Genomic DNA, 18,149 nt, shown 5'->3' with positions numbered 1-18,149 from the left:
GTCTAGAATTTGTAATATTTCTTATTATTTGTCATATACCACTAACTATTGATAAATAACCAACTGCCCTCGGGCTGCTCAGTTCTCATGTTTATGAGCCTGTTTCAAACAGCAGAGCAGCAAAAAAACGTTCCTGTTTGGAACGTTTTGTCATTGTCTTATCTCAATGTCTAAAATGTCTGACACCGGTGAAGACCATGGCGATGCCGTGCTTGTTGGCTGCATCGATGGAATCTTGGTCGCGGACAGAGCCGCCTGGTTGGATGATGGCCTTGATGCCGGCTTGGGCGATTTCCTCGATATTATCGGCAAATGGGAAGAAGGCATCCGATGCAAGAACGGCACCATCCAGACGATCCTTGGCCTGCTCGATGGCAATGCGGACAGAGGCCACGCGGTTGGTTTGTCCCGGTCCGACACCTAGGGTCATCTTGTCATTGGTGATGATGATCCCGTTGGACTTGACGTACTTGATGGCTTTCCAGGCAAATTCGAGGGCGGTTGCTTCTTGCTCGGAAGGCTGGCGCTCGGTGACCACCTGCCAGTCAGCTGGACTTTCCTTAATCACATCTTGGTTTTGAACCAAGAGACCGCCTACCACGCCAGTGTACTCTGCTTCCGCTTCGCTGGCATCCTGGGCGTCAAATGGCAACTCAAGGATACGCAGGTTTTTCTTTTTGTTGGTCAAAATGGCTAGAGCTTCGTCTGAATAGCTTGGGGCAATGATGATTTCCAGGAAAATCGGATGCATCTTCTCCGCTGTCGCAGCATCCACCTCTCTGTTGAGGACAACGATACCGCCAAAGATAGACACAGGGTCTGCTTCATAGGCATAGTCCCAAGCTGTCTCGATGTCATCTGCCTGACCGATACCGCAAGGATTCATATGCTTGAGGGCCACCACCGTCGGGCGATCCTTAAAGTCACGGATGATGCGAATGGCTGCATCCGCATCACGGATATTGTTAAAGGACAGCTCCTTACCGTTGAGTTGCTTGGCTGCAGCGATGGAATACTCTGTCGGCAGGGCATTTTGGTAGAAGTCCGCATCCTGTTGCGGGTTTTCACCGTAGCGCATAGGCTGCTTGAGGTCGTAAGTCAGGGTCAGTTTCTCTGGCTTTGTCTCACCAACTTGAGTGGTGAAATAGTCCGCAATCAGGGCATCGTAGGCTGCGGTGTGGCGGAATACTTTTGCGGCTAAGCTTTGACGGGTTTCATAGCTGGTTTCCCCCTTTTCAGCCAATTGCTCCAAGACCACCGCATAATCAGCTGGATCGACCACGACAGTGACGCTGGCGTGGTTTTTGGCTGCCGAACGCAGCATGGAAGGACCGCCGATATCGATGTTTTCCACTGCCAAATCATAGGTCACATCTGGTCGCAAGATGGTTTCTTTAAAAGGATAGAGGTTGACGACCACTAGGTCAATCAGACCAATCTTGTGATTCTGTGCCGCTTCCAAGTGGCTGTCAAGGTCCCGTCGAGCCAAAAGTCCGCCATGAATCTTTGGATGAAGCGTCTTAACACGACCATCCATCATTTCAGGAAAACCTGTCACATCATCAATCGCAATGGTTTTAACCCCAGCATTATCAAGGGCAACCTTTGTCCCTCCAGTTGAGATAATCTCCCAACCAAGTTTTGTCAATTCTTGGGCAAAGTCAACAATGCCCGCCTTATCTGATACGCTAATCAGTACGCGTTTGTTTGTCATGTTTTCTCCTTCACAAATTAGATATTTTACTTCAGTCAATATATTTAGTTGTTGGAAATATTGTTGACTTTTTCCGAATAGCGGCTCATATGTGAAACCATGCCATATAAACTCAACAAAGAAAACAATAAATATTATAAATGTAACTAGCGACAGCTGAACTATAAATTGTTGTTTTTGGAAAACAGTAGCTATGTTAGCTTTCCAATTACTCTTTAAGGGTGGTAAGCATACAATCGAAAGAACTAAAATAACGGCGTTGAAGCGCCACAAGTTTCGTCTCCGCCATTCAACAATAAATTCTGTTAACTCATCAATCAGATTATCAATAGCACCAATCGGGTTTCTAGAAAATCGCTTCTCAACAAACTTTTTTATTTGCTCAGCTACTTTTCTATTACGTATGTTCTCTAATCCGCCCGGAATTTTGCTTATACTTTTTAGGTGACAAATCATAAAAATAATAAATCCTAAACAAAAAATGACAAACGAAAAAATGAAATAAATACCTAGATCAAAAGAAAACTCGATTAACCATGATATAACAGAAACTACTGAAAAAACCAAAAATAATCGTCGACACAAGTAAAGATTCGGATAATTAGTCCTTTCTTCTTGCTTTAATTTTTTAATTATTTTTTTCAACTCATTAGATACTTCTAGATAATAACTACTCATAAGTATAACTCTTTATTTCCTCCCCACTCCCAACTCTTTTAGCACCTGTGGATAAAGGGCATACTCTGCCTCGTGGATTCGAGCTTCGAAGCTTTCTAGGCAATCATCTGGCAGGCGTGGCACGCGCACTTGCTTGATGATTTGACCTGTATCAACGCCACTGTCCACCCAATGAATAGTCACGCCAGACTGGCTGACACCTGCTTCCCAAGTATCTTGGATGCCATGGGCTCCTGGAAATTCAGGCAGGTAGGCGGGATGGATATTGATGATGCGACCTTCGTAAGCTGCCAGCAAGGTTGGTCCGACAATTTTCATATAACCTGCCAGACAAACCAAGTCAATCTGATGCTCTTCCAGCAAGTCAACGATAGCCTCTTCATAGTCTGCTTTATTGTCAAATTCTTTTAATTCAAAGGCGTAAGCTGGTACGTTCAGGTTTTGAGCCCTTTCCACCACATAGGCATCGCGGTGGTCTGAGAAAAGAAATTCCACCTCGAAGCTTTCCGCGATGACCTGAAAATTGGAGCCCGATCCGCTGGCAAATACGGCAATCTTTTTTGTCATTATTTTATCACCACACTGGCATCTGCCTTCTTCACAATCCGACCGATTTCGTAAACAGGCTCTTCCAGCAAGGCCTTGACACGGTCCACATTTTCTGGACTAACTGCCAACATCAAACCAATACCCATGTTGAAGATTTCAAACATTTCTTCGTGCTTAATGTCGCCATATTTTTCAAGAGCCTTGAAGATTGGCAGCACAGGCACCTTGCTCTCATCGATTTCGGCGGCCAAATCATCCGCAAACATGCGGGGAACATTTTCGATAAAACCTCCGCCTGTGATATGGGCGATGCCATTAACCACTTCTTCCTTAATCAATGGCAGAGCTGCTTTGACGTAGATACGAGTAGGTTCAAGAAGGACATCTTTGAGTTTTTTACCTTCCAACTCTGGCAGTTCTTCCTCACCTGTATAGTCGGCAAATACACGACGCACCAGAGAGTAGCCGTTGGAATGGATACCGCTGGAAGCAAGGCCCAGAAGGACGTCCCCTTCCTTGACCTTTGAACCATCGATGATCTGGCTTTTTTCTGCAATCCCCACAGCAAAACCAGCCAGGTCGTAATCGTCTTCACCATACATGCCTGGCATTTCGGCAGTTTCACCGCCAATCAGGCCAGCTCCCGCTTGAACGCAACCCTCGGCCACACCAGCCACCACCTGTTCCAGTTTGGCTGGGTCATTTTTCCCAGTTGCGATATAGTCCAGGAAGTAAAGGGGCTCAGCACCTGCTGCGATGATGTCATTGACACACATGGCCACACAGTCCTGGCCGATGGTATCGTGCTTGTCGTATTGGATGGCCAGCATGAGCTTGGTCCCGACACCGTCAGTCCCTGAAATCAGGACAGGCTCTTTGACATCTAATTGAGTCAAGTCAAACATGCCACCAAAGCCGCCAAGTGCTCCCATCACGCCCAGGCGCTCTGTCCTCGCAACGTGTTTTTTGATCCGTTCTACAACTTCGTAACCAGCCTCAACATCCACACCCGATTGGGCGTAAGCATTTTTTGACATAATATTCTTCCTTCTCCTTTTTGTTAAAAACCACATTGAAAATTGCGACGTTTTTTCAGTCAAACCATCGTTTTGACATAAGTTTCCTCTTTCTTAATCAATAATGAAACTTGTTTTTTCTTCCAAACTCTTCAGATAACGCTTCTCGTAATCATATAAAGGTGTTGGATAATTTCCGTCAAAATAGGCTACACAAAGTCCGCCGTTAGGGGCATCGGTCTCTAAGCCAACTGACTCAATCAAGCCTGCCAATGACAGGTAAGTCAAACTGTCTGCCCCGATAATCTGACGAACTTCCTCAACATCATGATTAGCTGAAATCAGCTCCCGACGCGTTTGGATATCAATGCCGTAAAAGCAAGGATATTTCAGCTCTGGACTTCCGATAGCTACGTGAACTTCCTTGGCACCAGCTTCCCTCAGGAGCTGAACAATCCGCCGCGAAGTTGTTCCGCGAACAATGGAATCGTCAACCATCACCACGCGCTTGCCTTTGACAACACCAGACACCGCTGACAGCTTCATACGCACTCCTTGCTCTCGCAATTCCCGGGTCGGCTGGATAAAGGTTCGCTGGGTGTACTGGTTTTTCACCAGCCCCATCTCATTTGGCAGACCCGATTCTTCCGCAAATCCCATAGCAGCTGACAGGGATGAATTGGGAACACCGACCACAATATCCGCTTCATGTTTAAATTCCTGAGCCAAACGGCGACCCATATTTTTCCGAGCCGTATGCACATTAACCCCGTGAATAATCGAGTCCGGCCGTGCAAAATAGACATATTCCATGGAACAAATGGCCAGCTGGGTGTCGTCGGTGTAGCTGTCATAAGTGATTCCCGAATCATCAATAACCACCACTTCACCCGGCTTCACATCCCGTACCCACTCAGCACCGACCACCTCAAAGGCACAGGTTTCACTGGCAACTACGATAGCGCCATTAGCCATTTTTCCGATGGATAAGGGACGAAAACCGTTGGGATCCAGAGCGGCAATCATCTTATCTTCCAGCATCAAGAGGTAGGCAAAGCCTCCCTTAACTGTCGACAGCGCCTCCTTAACCTTGCCCATAAAACGGGGATTGTGGCTACGCCGAATTAGATGCGCCAGAATCTCTGTATCAGATGAGGACGAGAAAATAGCTCCATCACGTTCCAGTTCTTTTTTCAGACGGCGGCTATTGGTCAAATTACCATTGTGCGCCAAACCAAGCTGCATATCATAAAAGTTAAAGCAGAAAGGCTGGATATTATCAATAGAAGCCTCGCCTGCTGTGGCATAACGCACATGACCAATCGCAGCCTGACCTTGTAATTTTTCAAGGTCCGCAGGATTCTTAAAAACATCTGAAACAAGGCCTGTATCACGGTGGCGCAAAAGCTTTTTATGATCGTTAGAAAGAATGCCTGCTCCTTCCTGACCGCGGTGTTGCAGGCTATGGAGACCAAAATAAGTGACCTGAGCAGCCTGAGGGTGCCCCCAGATACCGAAAAGCCCACATTCTTCATTAAGAGATTTTACTTCGTATGTCATTTTTACTTCCCTGTAAAGTACGTCACTGCACTTTCAAATAATTTTTGGTCCTTATTTCCTGGAATATTCTGGAAAAGTCCCTCTTCAAAGCGTTCTGAGTGGCCCATCTTACCGATGATTTGACCATTTTCACTGCAAATGCCTTCGATGGCATGGCTGGAGCCGTTTGGATTGTAGAGTGAATCCATGGATGGTTGCCCATCAAAGTCTACATACTGGCTCCAAATCTGTCCCTTGTCACGCAGTTGAACAAATTCCTCATCGGTGACCACAAATTTTCCTTCCCCGTGGGATACTGGAATGGCGTGAATATCTCCAACCTCCACTCCCTCCAACCATGGCGAATTGACATTGGCAATGCGTGTTTCCACCATCTTGGCCACGTGCTGGTTGGCATCATTGTAAAAGAGGGTCGGGCTGCTGGCATGGGCATCCTCAAAGTTTCCGTAAGGCAGAAGGCCTGATTTGACCAGAGCTTGGAAACCATTACAAATACCGATGATGAGACCGCCTTTGGCGATAAAGCCATCAATGGCTGCCCGCACTTTTTCATTGAGCAAGATATTAACGATAAATTTAGCAGAACCATCTGGTTCATCGGCCGCTGAGAAACCACCTGCAAAGAAGATAATATTGGCCTCTTTAATATGAGCGACCATCGTATCCACAGACTGGGCAATGGCTGCCTCATTAAGGGTTACAAACGGCACCAGTTTGACCTTAGCACCGGCCTGTTCAAAGGCCTTGGCCGAATCATACTCGGAGTTGGTACCAGGGAAGACAGGAATGTAGACCAGCGGTTCTGCCACTTTTTCCTTGGCTTGAATGACCGCATCTGATGCTACTGCAGGCACCTCCTGCAAATCTGTCGCCTGTTCAAATATTGTTGGGTAGACCTCTTCTAGTTTCCCTTCAAAAGCAGCCTGCAAGGTTGCCCCTGACAGATTGATACCATTAACAAAGAGCTTAAAGTCGCTCAACGTGTCGCCAATATAAACAGCGTCATTAATCGTTTCTTCCGATGTAAAGAGGAAACCACCTAGCTGGGCTGTCAGGCTGCTGTCAAGTTCCGCCAGACTAACTTGGGCACCAATGCGATTCCCAAAGCTCATCAGCGCAAGGCTTTCCATGACGCCGCCGTACTTAACCGCCGCAGCTGCTGTCAGCTTGTGCTGCTGTCTAATCTTTTCAAATCGTGCCAAGTTCCCCTTAATCCGCTCAAAATCAATTTCTTGTGAAATAGGCGCTCCTGAAATGTAATAAATCTTCTGAGCAGGAGCCTTAAATTCTGGTGAGAGAACCTCACGAGAATCGGCTGTTGTGACCCCAAAAGCAACCAAAGTAGGTGGCACGGTCAATTCTTCAAAGGTCCCAGACATGGAATCCTTTCCTCCGATAGAAGGTAGGCCGAGTTGAATCTGAGCCTCTATTGACCCTAGCAGGGCAGAGACTGGCTGTCCAAAGCGTTCTGCCTGCTTGTCCATCCGCTCAAAGTATTCCTGATAAGAAAAGCGTGCCTTGGACCAATTCGCTCCTGTTGCTGCTAAGCGAGCGGTCGCCTCAATTACCGCGTAGGCAGCCCCATGATAAGGCGACCATTCTGCAATATGAGGATTGTAGCCCTGAGCCATGACAGATGCTGTCCTTGTCAAACCATTTTGAACGGGCAGTTTTTGTACCGAACTTTCTGGAGGTGTAATCTGATAACGTCCCCCCAATGGATGGTTGACGGTGGAGCGCCCGACAGAGCTATCAAAGATGGTCTGTAAACCTTTCTGACTGGCATGATTCAGATCCGATAAGACAGCTACAGTATCTGCTTCAAGCCTCTCCAAGGAGGTCTGACGCTTCTCGGGCAGATTGACAGGCTTGTCAACGACCTTAGCATCTACAACCACACGAACCCCATTGGTGTCTAAGAAAGAGCGGTCAATATCCACAATAGTCTGACCATTCCCTGTCATGACAAGACTTGGTTTCTCCGTTACTGTCGCAACAACTAAGGCATCAATATTTTCTTTGTGACATTCTGCAATAAATTGGGCAGCATCTTGAGGAGCGACCACCACAGACATCCGTTCTTGAGATTCTGAAATGGCAATCTCAGTCCCGTTTAAGCCTTGGTATTTGAGCGGGACCTTGTCCAGATCAATTTCAAGCCCGTCAGCTAATTCACCAATGGCGACACAGACACCACCGGCTCCAAAATCATTGGATTTTTTAATGAGCCGCGTCACCTCACCCTTGCGGAAGAGGCGCTGAATCTTACGCTCCTCGATGGCATTCCCCTTTTGCACCTCAGCGCCAGCCGTTTCCACCGACTCGACCGTCTGCACCTTGGATGAGCCCGTCGCACCACCGACACCATCACGGCCTGTTTTACCACCCAAAAGGATGACCAGATCTCCAGGCTCTGGTTTTTCACGAATGACATTTTCTTTAGGTGCTGCACCGACAACTGCACCTAGCTCCATGCGTTTGGCCACAAAGCCTGGATGGAAGTATTCCTTGACATAGGTGGTTGCTAGACCGATTTGATTGCCGTAAGAAGAGTAGCCATGGGCAGCTGTTTTAGAAATGACCTGCTGAGGCAATTTCCCTGCCCGTGTTGCCGTGATTGGCGCAGTGATATCTCCCGCACCTGAAATGCGCATCGCCTGATAGACATAAGAACGTCCTGATAAAGGATCTCGAATAGCTCCGCCAATACAGGTCGCAGCCCCACCAAAAGGTTCAATCTCTGTCGGGTGATTGTGAGTTTCGTTTTTAAACATGAGGAGCCAAGGTTCCTTAACACCATTGACATCCACCTCAATCTCTACCGAGCAGGCATTGATTTCATCCGACACTTCCATATCATCCAGTCGCCCATTAGCCCGTTCGTAGCGGCCAAATATGGTCGCCATATCCATAAGAGTTTGGGGCTTTTCAGAGCGTCCCAACTCCTTACGCATGGCAAGGTACTTATCATAAGTAGCCTGCAACTGCTTTTGAAATTTGGAGGCTGAAAAATCAATCGCTCTCAATTCTGTCTCAAAAGTCGTATGGCGACAATGATCTGACCAATAGGTATCTAAAACTTTTAATTCTGTCTCTGTGGGGCAGCGACCGATAGATTTGAAGTAGTCCTGAATGAAGAGCAGGTCTGCCACTTCCATAGCCAAGCCATGGGCTGCCTTGTAGGCTGTAAATTCTTTCTCCCCATAAGTCGCAAAAAAATCGAGGACTGGGATGGTTTTATCAGAAGCCGAAAACTCCTGAGGCTGAATTGCTTTAGTAATATCCTTAAAACGCGAGTCTACAGGATTAAGCAGGTACTTTTTAAGAGCCTCCAATTCTTCTGCAGCTATGCTTTGATTAACCAAATACAGCTGCGCAGTATTGACCCTGACATCAGTTGAGCTTCCCAAGAGCAAAAGCGCCTCTTGAGCACTGGCCGCCCGCTGGTCAAACTGACCCGGCAAACTTTCAATCGCAAAAAAAGCATACTGATCCAAATCAGCCTGAAGATCTGCTTCTGCCAAGAGATTATCCGTTACCTGTTCTGAAAAAATATGTTTTTCAGCAGCTGCCAGAAGCTCCTCATCCAAATGGAACACATCATAGACCTGAATAATGCGCAGGTCTGACAGGGTCTTTAACTGAAGGTTATGCGTTAATTCCTTAACCAGCGAATTCGCTTTAACCTGAAAATGAGCCTTCTTTTCAACAAAAATACGTTTATCCATGATGTTTATCGTCCCTTATTTCACTTCCTGCAATTTCTTCCAAACAATCTCATAAACATCTGTCAGCTCTCCTAACCCTCGGCGGAAAACATCTTTGTCCATGTGATTCCCCTGAGCATCCCAGAGGCGGCAGTTGTCGGGCGAAAATTCATCCGCCAAAATAATCTTGCCATCTTTATCATAGCCAAATTCCAATTTAAAATCGACTAATGTCAAATCAATCGCTTCAAAAAGAGCTGTCAGAATCCTGTTGATTCGTCGAGTTTCTTCCTTAAGATAGGCCACATCCTCCGGACTGGCAATATCAAGAAAGGCGATATGCTCATCATTGATAAAAGGGTCGTCCAGTTCATCTTTTTTATAGTAGAATTCCACAATAGGCGTTTTCAACACAATGCCTTCTTCAACACCAAAACGCTTTGAGAACGAACCGGCCGTCACATTTCGCAGAACAACTTCTAAAGGAATAATCTCAACCCTTTGATTAAGCTGTTCTGTATCTGAGATTTTTTTGATGAAATGAGTGGCAACCCCAGCTGCATTTAGTTTCTCAAAAATGAAAGACGAAATCTGATTATTAAGCTGCCCCTTGCCGGCCACCTTTTCTTTTTTACCGCCATTAAAAGCTGTCGCCTGATCCTTGTATTGAGCAATAATCACATTTTCGTCGTCGGTGGTATAGATATCCTTAGCTTTCCCCGAATAAATAAGCTGTCTGGTCATTACATCGTTCGCCTTTCCTATGTTCTAACTTAGATTCTAACACAGTGACCTCTAAAATTCAACGGTTTACAAACTTTGTTAAAAGATAGCAAAAAAACGTTCGATTTTATCGAACGTTTAGGCGAGTTTTTGATAGAGATAATCGACCATCTGACCCAAACTCTCCATGTTTTCCACCTCTTCGTCTGGAATATCAAGATGATATTCATCTTCCAGACTAATAATAAATTCCATTAAGGCAATGGAATCAACACCTAATTCATCTTGTAGGTCTGTCTCTAGGCTTATTTCCAGATCATCCTGATTCAACTGTTCTTTCAGCATCACTGAAATACGTTCAAAAATAGCTTCTTTTGTCATTCCTTACCCTCGTTTTTAGCAAATTCATCTACTAACTGACCAACCACATTGGTATCCAGCATGGTTCTGATTTGTTTGATTGTATAATAAACAGCCTTGGCATCACTTGAACCGTGGCACTTAACAACTGGCGCCTTGAGCCCAAAAAGAACAGCGCCGCCAGCCGATGAGTAATCCAAACTGTCTTTTAACTTATAAAGACTGTCTTTCAGGAAAAAGGCTCCTATTTTAGCTTTCAAGCCACCTGAAGTAATCGACGTTTTCAGCTGCCCCATAAGATTAATAGCTGTCCCCTCAATTGATTTCAGAACAGCGTTTCCCGTGAAACCATCTGTCACCACAACATCAGCAACACCATTCATCAAGTCACGCGCTTCCACATTCCCAACGAAATGAAGAGAAGGATCCCCATCAAGCAAGGCATAGGTATCTTTACGAAGCGTGTCTCCCTTGCTCGCTTCTGTTCCATTATTAAGCAAGCCTATTCTGGGATTAGCAAGCCCCCGGATATTTTTAGCATAAAAAGACCCTAATACAGCGTATTGATGTAGATGTTTAGCGGTACTCTCTGCATTGGCACCTAAATCAAGCATGTCAAAGCCTTGACCATCCACAGTCGGCAGGGTAGATAAAAGACCCGGCCGATCAATTTGCTTAATCCGGCCAACCACAAACAAGCCTGCCGCTAAAAGAGCCCCCGTATTACCGGCTGAAAGCAACGCCTGAGCTTCCCCGTTTTTGACTGCCTGAGCCCCCAAAACCATGGAGGCCTTCTTCTTACGGCGGATAGCCTTAGCAGGCTCATCATCAGAGTTTATCTTCTCTTCAGTATGAATGATTGTGACCCGCTCACTGTCTGACAAATAACGCTTAATCTTCGCCTCATCACCATATAGCTGAATTTCAATATCCGAAAAATCTGCCAGAGCCTGGTTGACCCCTTCTACAATGGCCTGTGGGGCATTATCTCCGCCCATAGCATCTACAGCGATTTTTTTCATTACAAACTCCTCTACACTAGATTGTCTATAATTATACCATGATTCAAAAGCATTGGATACCGTTAAAAACGTCCTGCCATAAGATTTTGAACTAGTCCTTAATGGGATGGTCTTTCATAATATCTCCCCATTTGTTTAACTCATCAATAAATGTTTTAGACTTGAGCCGAAGGCCAACATAGTCCTCATAAATCAAATCAATAAACTGACGGAGTTTTTGTTTCATCTCAGGCTTAAGAGAAATTGTCTTTAAGTCTTCAAACTTCATATTCTGAAAGCGATCCAAAAGATAAATCACATTGGGGTCGACATGACTGCGGTAAGCATCCTGCTGATAATGGTCCGGACACAAAAGACCAGAATAACGATGGGAAAAATCAAATGGAAGACCCACGCGGTGGCAGATGGCACATTCATGAAAATTCAGCTGAACACCAAAACGTTCTAAAACTTGGATTTCAAAGATGTTGGTCAAAATTTCATAATCCAAACCTTTGTCCATCAGCTCTAAAGTCTTGACTAAGAAAGCAAATAGACTAGCATCAGTTATCCCATCCACGACCGCTGCATCTGCCAAAGCCAGCAAATAAGAAGCATAAGACAGACGAAAAATATCTGAGTTAATGGCCTTAAAAACCGTTACCTCTTTATAATCCTCAATATAAGACAAACCATTTGCGTTGATTTTTAAAATAAAGTCGGCTAAAGTCAGAGGTTGGATGACAGAAGATAACTTTGACTTGCCTGCATGTCTGACAAAAAACATGTGTTTACCAGAAACCTCTGTAAACATCTTAACCAGCCTGTCTTCTTCACGATAGGGCCTGCTGTATAGAACCAAGCCCCGACTTTCCTTAGTCTGCATACTGCTCCATAAAAACCTTAAGACGTCTCATAGCTTCTTGGATCGTTTCCATACTTGCCGCATAAGAGACCCTTAAATAACCCTCTCCATATTGACCAAAAGCCACTCCTGGAATCAAAGCGACCGCCTGTTCCCTAGCAAAATCCTGTAAAAATGTAAAGGAATCCTGACCCTCTTTAACAGGGATTTTAGCAAAAATATAAAAAGCACCATTTGGTCGGATAATTTGAAAATTCATGGCCTCCATCTTCTCAATCAGATAGTCTCTTCGCTTGATGTATTCGGCCTTCATCGGAAGTGCATCATCTTTTCCAGCTGTCAAAGCCTCGATCGCCGCAAACTGCGTAATCGTGGTTGCCGCTGTCACCAAATATTGATGGCTCTTAATGAGCTGAGCTGTGATTTCTCTTGACGCAAAAATCAAGCCCAGTCGCCAGCCGGTCATCGCATGAGATTTTGATAACCCATTAATAACAATCGCCTGGTCCCGTAAATACTCACCGATGGAAACATGCGGTTCATCGGTGTAAGTTAATTCTGAATACACCTCATCGCTGATAACAAAAATGGGGTACTTCCTCAAAACAGCTGCAAAAGCCTTAATCTCTTCACGAGAATACGTAATACCTGTCGGATTAGCCGGATAATTTAAAATCACAGCCTTTAACTTATCACCTTGCTCTAAAATAGCTTCCTCAAGCATTTCTGGAGTCAGGACAAAATCATTGGGCCTCGTATCAATCTCAACGATATTAGCACCTACCAAAGTCACAATAGGTTCGTAACCTGGGTAGGCTGGTGCTGGCAGCAAAACAGTATCTCCAGGTTCCAAAATCGCAGTCAGACTAGCTGAAAGAGCTTCTGTTGCCCCGATTGTTACCAAAATTTCATCCTGAGGATCATAGGACAACTGATATTTTTCTCGAACGAAATCGCTGGCAGCCTGACGCAGCTCCAAAAGCCCCGCCATGCCAGTATAGTGGTTTTGATTGGCATCAATCGCACGCTTAGCCGCTTCTTTCACATGCTCAGGCGTTGTAAAGTCAGGCTCTCCTAAGGTCAGTTTTAAGATTCCTGGAATATCAGAAATCGACTGATCAAACTGACGAATCATTGAGACTTCAATCTGATTTAGGTGCTTATTAAATCGTTTACTTAGGTCCATAACATCCCCTCACTAAAAATGGATACTCTTATTATACCGAATTTTTTCAGTATTGACAGAAAAGAAAAAACCGCCAAAGCGGCATTTTCATCATCTTATTGCTGCTCTAAAGCAAACTCGAAAAGCGGTGACAACGGACGCTTCTCATGAATACGAATGATAGCATCTGCTACTAGCTCAGCAATAGAAATTTGATCAATCTTGTCAATCAGACGTTCTGAAGGCAAATCAATCGTGTCCAAAACAATGAGCTTCTCAATCGCCGAATGTTGAATATTGTCAAGCGCAGGACCCGACAGAACCGGATGCGTACAAGATGCATAGACTGCTGTTGCCCCAGCCTCAGCAAGAGCATCCGCCGCATGCGCAATTGTCCCAGCCGTATCGATCATATCGTCAATCAAAATACAGGTCTTCCCCTCAACCTTACCAATAATATTCATCACTTCACTCGTGTTCATTTTATTAACACTTCGACGTTTATCGATAATTGCAATCGAAGTTTGGAGGAATTGCGCCAGTTTGCGGGCACGGGTAACCCCGCCATGGTCTGGGCTGACCACCACATAGTCACTGCCGCACATCCCACGTCTGACAAAATAATCCGCAATTAAAGGAGCCCCCATAAGATGATCTACTGGTATATCAAAGAAGCCTTGAATTTGAGCCGCATGCAAATCTACTGTCAAAAGACGGTCAACACCAGCTACTTCTAACATATTGGCCACTAATTTTGAGGTAATGGGCTCGCGGGCACGCGCTTTACGGTCTTGTCTCGCATAGCCATAATAAGGCATGACCACACTAATTTTCTCAGCACTCGCACGCTTCAGTGCATCAACCATGATTAAAATTTCCATTAAATGGTCATTGACTGGTGAACTGGTTGACTGCAAGATAAAGACATGGTTCCCACGAATTGACTCTTCGATGTTCACCTGAATCTCGCCATCAGAAAATTTACGTACAGTAGCTTTTCCCAAACTAATGCCAATGTTACTGGCTACTTTTTCTGCTAAATCCTTATTCGAGGATAGGGCGAACAACTTTAAATCAGAATAAGACATGTTTTCCTCCATTATTTCTACCTATTCATTTTATCTTTTTTTGACCATTTTTTCAATCCATTCCTGTAGCATTTTTCGCAAAAGAAAAAGCAAGAAAGAATTCTTGCTTTTAATAATTCGTTTTAGTTTGGATAAATGTAAGTTACAGCACCTGGACTGAACCATCCACGATAGTTACCAATTGATTGGTTACCAGCATAGTTTGCTTCCATAACTTGGATTTGACCACCTTGAACACCGGTTACATAAGCAACGTGTCCATAGCCGCCACCCCAAACAACAACTGCACCGACAACTGGTGTCGAACCTGTTGAGAATCCTGCTGCTGCTGCGCTTGAAGCCCATTGAGCTGCATTACCCCAGTAGTTACCTACCCAAGATGCCAACTGTTTAACACCCCAAGTACATTGACCTACAGGATAAGTATTTGCGGATGATGAATTGGCTGCCGCTGTTGACGCATTAGAACTTCTTGTTGTCGTTGCTGTAGCTGTTGCAGCTGCAGCTTGAGTTGTTGTTGAAACTGCTGTATTATTTGTAGCTGCTTCACTTGTTGTTGCTGGCGCTGCTGCTGTTGCAGTATCAGCTGCTTGAGTTGTTGAAGCTGCTGCCGCTTGTTGAGCCGCTGCTTCTTCTTGAGCCTTAGCTGCTGATTCAGCTGCCGCTTGAGCTTCTGCCGCTGCCTTAGCTTCAGCTGCTGCTTGAGCTTCAGCTGCCGCTTTAGCCGCTGCTTCTGCCTCTTCTTTTTGAGTAACAAGAGCTGCTTTATCCGTTTCAGCAGTTGCTAATTCTGCTTGTAAATTCAGCTTAGCCGCCTCAAGCTGTGCTTGTTGAGTAGCTAAGGCATTTGTATTTTCAGCAATTGTAGCTTGATTAGCTGTAACAGTATTGATAGCTGCTTGATTTTCTTTTTGTTTTTCTTCAATAGCAACTTTATCTTCTTCTTGTTGCTTAAGCATTTTTTGATTTGCAGAAACAACTTCACGAACTGCTGATACACGGTTGATGGCATCAGATACTGATTTTGAATTAACAATTGCATTGATATAGCTTGTTGTTGAATTGTTCTTTTGAGCACTACGCGCTTGTTCTTTTAGCGATTCATTACGAGCTACAATTTTATCTGAAAGATTTTGGATTTCTGTTGTCAATGTAGCAGATTCTGCTTGAAGCTTTTCATTTTCCGCTTGCAGAGTTGCTTGTTGACCTTGAAGCTCAGAAACTTTGCTTTGAACAGCTGTGACTTGTTCTTGAGCTGCTTGTTGTTGTGCTGTTAAATTATTGATTTTAGTATCTTGTGCTGCGATTTGAGTATCATAATCATCAGCATTTACAGTTGAAAATGTTGTTGCAGAACTAAGTGTAACACCACTTACCAGAACTGCTGACAAAATTCTTTTTTTCATAATTAAATACGACTCCTTTTATAGATAAGACTATATCATTTTACCAAAAAATAAGGCGCTGAACATTACGCCAATATTACAATTTTATTTAAAATCCTTTAATAACGCCTTTTCTTCTTAAAAAATAGAAAATACAGAAGATAAAACTATTTAGAAGAAGAGAGGGTATAGCATTTGTCAATAAAAATACTTCGATCGGAAAGCCTGTTTGGCCGTATAAACTAGCAAGTCCATAACTCGCCAAATCATAGCCAAACAAGATAAAACTTATCAATAAAAGATCTGAAAAAAAGTTATCTGGAAAAGAATTTTTTAATTTTATTATCACCAATAATGAAAGCGGAACCAAAAAAATGGCAATTCCGAATCCATTTAAATAATAATTGTCATAGAAAAAACCTAAGACAACAGATAAAGGACCTAAAAAGAGACCTTGGGTATTCATGCTGTAGAAAAAAAGGAGAAGTAAAAGGAGATGACTTGTAAAAAAAACTCCTCCTCCATTTAAATCCGTTATCAACTGTGACACCTGTCCATCAAGGAAAAATACGAGAAACAAGAGGACAGCTTTCAACGATGCATTTTTAAATTCTTTCATACCTATTCACCAAGCAAGTTGACATAACTGATGTTTGATAAATCCGCCGTTGGTTTAACGGTCAACTGACGAGATAAGTTATTCGAATTATTCTTGACCGAAACGACCTTCCCGACAGAAATTCCCTTGACACTTTTGCCATCAAGACCACTTGTCTCAACGGCATCATCTTTCTCAATACTCGTTGATGCATTCAACTGACTAATCACAAAAGTGCCGTCGTCTGCATCATAAGCTGTCAAAATACCAAATACATCACCTTTTTCAGCCTTGATTTTCACCGGAATTTCTTCTGTATTTCTGGTATTAGAGAGGAGTTTGATGAGACTGGAATTCGCACCAACCTGACTTACGGTTCCTACTAGGCCCCCTTCTGAGACAGCCATCATATTCTTAGTTACCTGATTTGTTTTACCCAGATTGACCCTAAGATAATTAAGCCAAGAAACCGGACTCCTGACAGTCACCTTTGCTGTCAAAACAGTAAGACTGGCAAATTCTTCTCTAATTGCCAAGGATTCTTTTAAAGCCTGATTTTCTTCTTCTAGCTTTGTCACATCTGCTTCATTAGCAGTCATCTGTCGCAACTCTTTCCGTAACTGTTTATTAGCAGCATTAGCCTGAAAAAGATCTTGAAGAGAGGCAAAGGGGCTACCAATTGTTTGATCTATCTGAGTTAAAACATTATTTAAAGGGCCGACTGTCCCGAGCGATATTGGATATCTTAAAACGAAAAAAATTCCCACTGGAATTAAAATAGAAGCACTTGTTGTTATAATAACAAATTTAGAAAATCTGATTTTTTTCACTAACTTTACCCTTCCTTAGAGACAAAATAAAAAAAACGAGTTATCAACAGATAAATCTCGTTTGAATAACGGAGAATGGGGGATTCGAACCCCCGCGCCAGTTACCCGACCTAACGATTTAGCAAACCGTCCTCTTCAGCCTCTTGAGTAATTCTCCATATATATGGGCACGAGTGGACTCGAACCACCGACCTCACGCTTATCAGGCGTGCGCTCTAACCAGCTGAGCTACGCGCCCAAGTAAAATAAATACATAACTTGGGTTACATCTCTGTAAAGCGGGTGACGAGAATCGAACTCGCGACAACAGCTTGGAAGGCTGTAGTTTTACCACTAAACTACACCCGCTTAATATAAGTAATAATATGGCGCGAGACGGAATCGAACCGCCGACACATGGAGCTTCAATCCATTGCTCTACCAACTGAGCTACCGAGCCAACTGTCTATTGCGGGAGCAGGATTTGAACCTACGACCTTCGGGTTATGAGCCCGACGAGCTACCTAACTGCTCCATCCCGCGATAATCTTTAAAGGAGGATGTGGGATTCGAACCCACGCACGCTTTTACACGCCTGACGGTTTTCAAGACCGTTCCCTTCAGCCGGACTTGGGTAATCCTCCAGTTTATAGCTATCATATATGGACCTTGTAGGACTCGAACCTACGACCGCTCGGTTATGAGCCGAGTGCTCTAACCAGTTGAGCTAAAGGTCCTCATCAATATCCATATAATCATCAAATAGCGGCGAAGGGGATCGAACCCCCGACCTCCCGGGTATGAACCGGACGCTCTAGCCAGCTGAGCTACACCGCCTTAAACATCGGGAAGACAGGATTCGAACCTGCGACCCCTTGGTCCCAAACCAAGTACTCTACCAAGCTGAGCTACTTCCCGATGATCCAAAAAA

The 18,149-nt window shown here is 44.3% G+C and carries 14 protein-coding genes and 9 tRNA genes; all 23 read right to left on the bottom strand.

Going from position 1 to position 18,149, the window contains the following annotated elements; all coding sequences use genetic code 11:
• Positions 1 to 163: 163 nt before the first annotated feature.
• Positions 164 to 1,714, bottom strand: coding sequence for a bifunctional phosphoribosylaminoimidazolecarboxamide formyltransferase/IMP cyclohydrolase (gene purH, locus A3GY_RS0109390; RefSeq protein WP_018031135.1), 1,551 nt, complete (start codon positions 1,712 to 1,714; stop codon positions 164 to 166).
• 690 nt (positions 1,715 to 2,404) lie between these two features.
• Positions 2,405 to 2,959: a phosphoribosylglycinamide formyltransferase gene (gene purN, locus A3GY_RS0109385; RefSeq protein ID WP_018031134.1), complete on the bottom strand. Its 555-nt coding sequence runs from the start codon at positions 2,957 to 2,959 to the stop codon at positions 2,405 to 2,407.
• The gene (purM, locus tag A3GY_RS0109380) at positions 2,959 to 3,978 is read right to left on the bottom strand and encodes a phosphoribosylformylglycinamidine cyclo-ligase (protein ID WP_018031133.1); all 1,020 of its coding nucleotides are present in this window, start codon (positions 3,976 to 3,978) and stop codon (positions 2,959 to 2,961) included. Before purM ends, purN begins: the two co-directional genes overlap by 1 nt.
• A 93-nt stretch (positions 3,979 to 4,071) precedes the next feature.
• Complete coding sequence (purF, locus tag A3GY_RS0109375; RefSeq protein WP_018031132.1) at positions 4,072 to 5,517, bottom strand: amidophosphoribosyltransferase; 1,446 nt, start codon at positions 5,515 to 5,517, stop codon at positions 4,072 to 4,074.
• Positions 5,518 to 5,519: 2 nt separating this feature from the next.
• The gene (locus tag A3GY_RS0109370) at positions 5,520 to 9,245 is read right to left on the bottom strand and encodes a phosphoribosylformylglycinamidine synthase (RefSeq protein ID WP_018031131.1); all 3,726 of its coding nucleotides are present in this window, start codon (positions 9,243 to 9,245) and stop codon (positions 5,520 to 5,522) included.
• 15 nt (positions 9,246 to 9,260) lie between these two features.
• Entirely contained in the window at positions 9,261 to 9,968 is a 708-nt protein-coding gene (purC, locus tag A3GY_RS0109365) for a phosphoribosylaminoimidazolesuccinocarboxamide synthase (protein WP_018031130.1), read from the bottom strand.
• Between the two features lie 117 nt (positions 9,969 to 10,085).
• Positions 10,086 to 10,328 (bottom strand): acyl carrier protein, encoded by a 243-nt coding sequence (locus A3GY_RS0109360; protein ID WP_018031129.1) that lies wholly within the window; start codon positions 10,326 to 10,328, stop codon positions 10,086 to 10,088.
• On the bottom strand, positions 10,325 to 11,329 hold the full coding sequence (gene plsX, locus A3GY_RS0109355) for a phosphate acyltransferase PlsX (protein WP_018031128.1): 1,005 nt from the start codon (positions 11,327 to 11,329) through the stop codon (positions 10,325 to 10,327). Before plsX ends, A3GY_RS0109360 begins: the two co-directional genes overlap by 4 nt.
• Before the next feature lie 91 nt (positions 11,330 to 11,420).
• The gene (gene recO / locus A3GY_RS0109350; protein WP_018031127.1) at positions 11,421 to 12,194 is read right to left on the bottom strand and encodes a DNA repair protein RecO; all 774 of its coding nucleotides are present in this window, start codon (positions 12,192 to 12,194) and stop codon (positions 11,421 to 11,423) included.
• Positions 12,184 to 13,359, bottom strand: coding sequence for a pyridoxal phosphate-dependent aminotransferase (locus tag A3GY_RS0109345; protein WP_018031126.1), 1,176 nt, complete (start codon positions 13,357 to 13,359; stop codon positions 12,184 to 12,186). The genes recO and A3GY_RS0109345 overlap by 11 nt, the downstream gene beginning before the upstream one ends.
• 95 nt (positions 13,360 to 13,454) lie before the next feature.
• Positions 13,455 to 14,426 carry a ribose-phosphate diphosphokinase gene (locus A3GY_RS0109340; RefSeq protein ID WP_018031125.1) on the bottom strand — a complete coding sequence of 324 codons (972 nt, stop codon included), beginning with the start codon at positions 14,424 to 14,426 and terminating at the stop codon, positions 13,455 to 13,457.
• A gap of 122 nt (positions 14,427 to 14,548) precedes the next feature.
• Positions 14,549 to 15,832, bottom strand: coding sequence for a PcsB-like coiled-coil domain-containing protein (locus A3GY_RS0109335; protein WP_018031124.1), 1,284 nt, complete (start codon positions 15,830 to 15,832; stop codon positions 14,549 to 14,551).
• A gap of 88 nt (positions 15,833 to 15,920) precedes the next feature.
• A complete protein-coding gene (mreD, locus tag A3GY_RS0109330) occupies positions 15,921 to 16,430 on the bottom strand; it encodes a rod shape-determining protein MreD (protein WP_018031123.1) in 510 nt (169 codons plus the stop codon).
• Positions 16,431 to 16,432: 2 nt separating this feature from the next.
• Entirely contained in the window at positions 16,433 to 17,176 is a 744-nt protein-coding gene (mreC, locus tag A3GY_RS0109325) for a rod shape-determining protein MreC (RefSeq protein WP_231871638.1), read from the bottom strand.
• A 132-nt stretch (positions 17,177 to 17,308) separates the two neighbouring features.
• Positions 17,309 to 17,396: transfer RNA gene (locus A3GY_RS0109320), tRNA-Ser, on the bottom strand.
• 7 nt (positions 17,397 to 17,403) lie between these two features.
• Positions 17,404 to 17,477 (bottom strand) — tRNA-Ile (locus tag A3GY_RS0109315).
• Between the two features lie 39 nt (positions 17,478 to 17,516).
• Positions 17,517 to 17,587: transfer RNA gene (locus A3GY_RS0109310), tRNA-Gly, on the bottom strand.
• A gap of 18 nt (positions 17,588 to 17,605) precedes the next feature.
• A tRNA-Phe gene (locus A3GY_RS0109305) sits at positions 17,606 to 17,678 on the bottom strand.
• Between the two features lie 9 nt (positions 17,679 to 17,687).
• Positions 17,688 to 17,761 (bottom strand) — tRNA-Met (locus A3GY_RS0109300).
• 11 nt (positions 17,762 to 17,772) lie between these two features.
• Positions 17,773 to 17,862: transfer RNA gene (locus tag A3GY_RS0109295), tRNA-Ser, on the bottom strand.
• Between the two features lie 19 nt (positions 17,863 to 17,881).
• Positions 17,882 to 17,955: transfer RNA gene (locus A3GY_RS0109290), tRNA-Ile, on the bottom strand.
• Positions 17,956 to 17,981: 26 nt separating this feature from the next.
• A tRNA-Met gene (locus A3GY_RS0109285) sits at positions 17,982 to 18,055 on the bottom strand.
• Positions 18,056 to 18,062: 7 nt separating this feature from the next.
• Positions 18,063 to 18,136: transfer RNA gene (locus tag A3GY_RS0109280), tRNA-Pro, on the bottom strand.
• Positions 18,137 to 18,149: the final 13 nt, after the last annotated feature.

It is taken from the genome of Streptococcus ferus DSM 20646, from assembly GCF_000372425.1.
GTDB lineage: Bacteria > Bacillota > Bacilli > Lactobacillales > Streptococcaceae > Streptococcus > Streptococcus ferus.
This window is presented reverse-complemented; position numbering and strand designations above follow the sequence as displayed.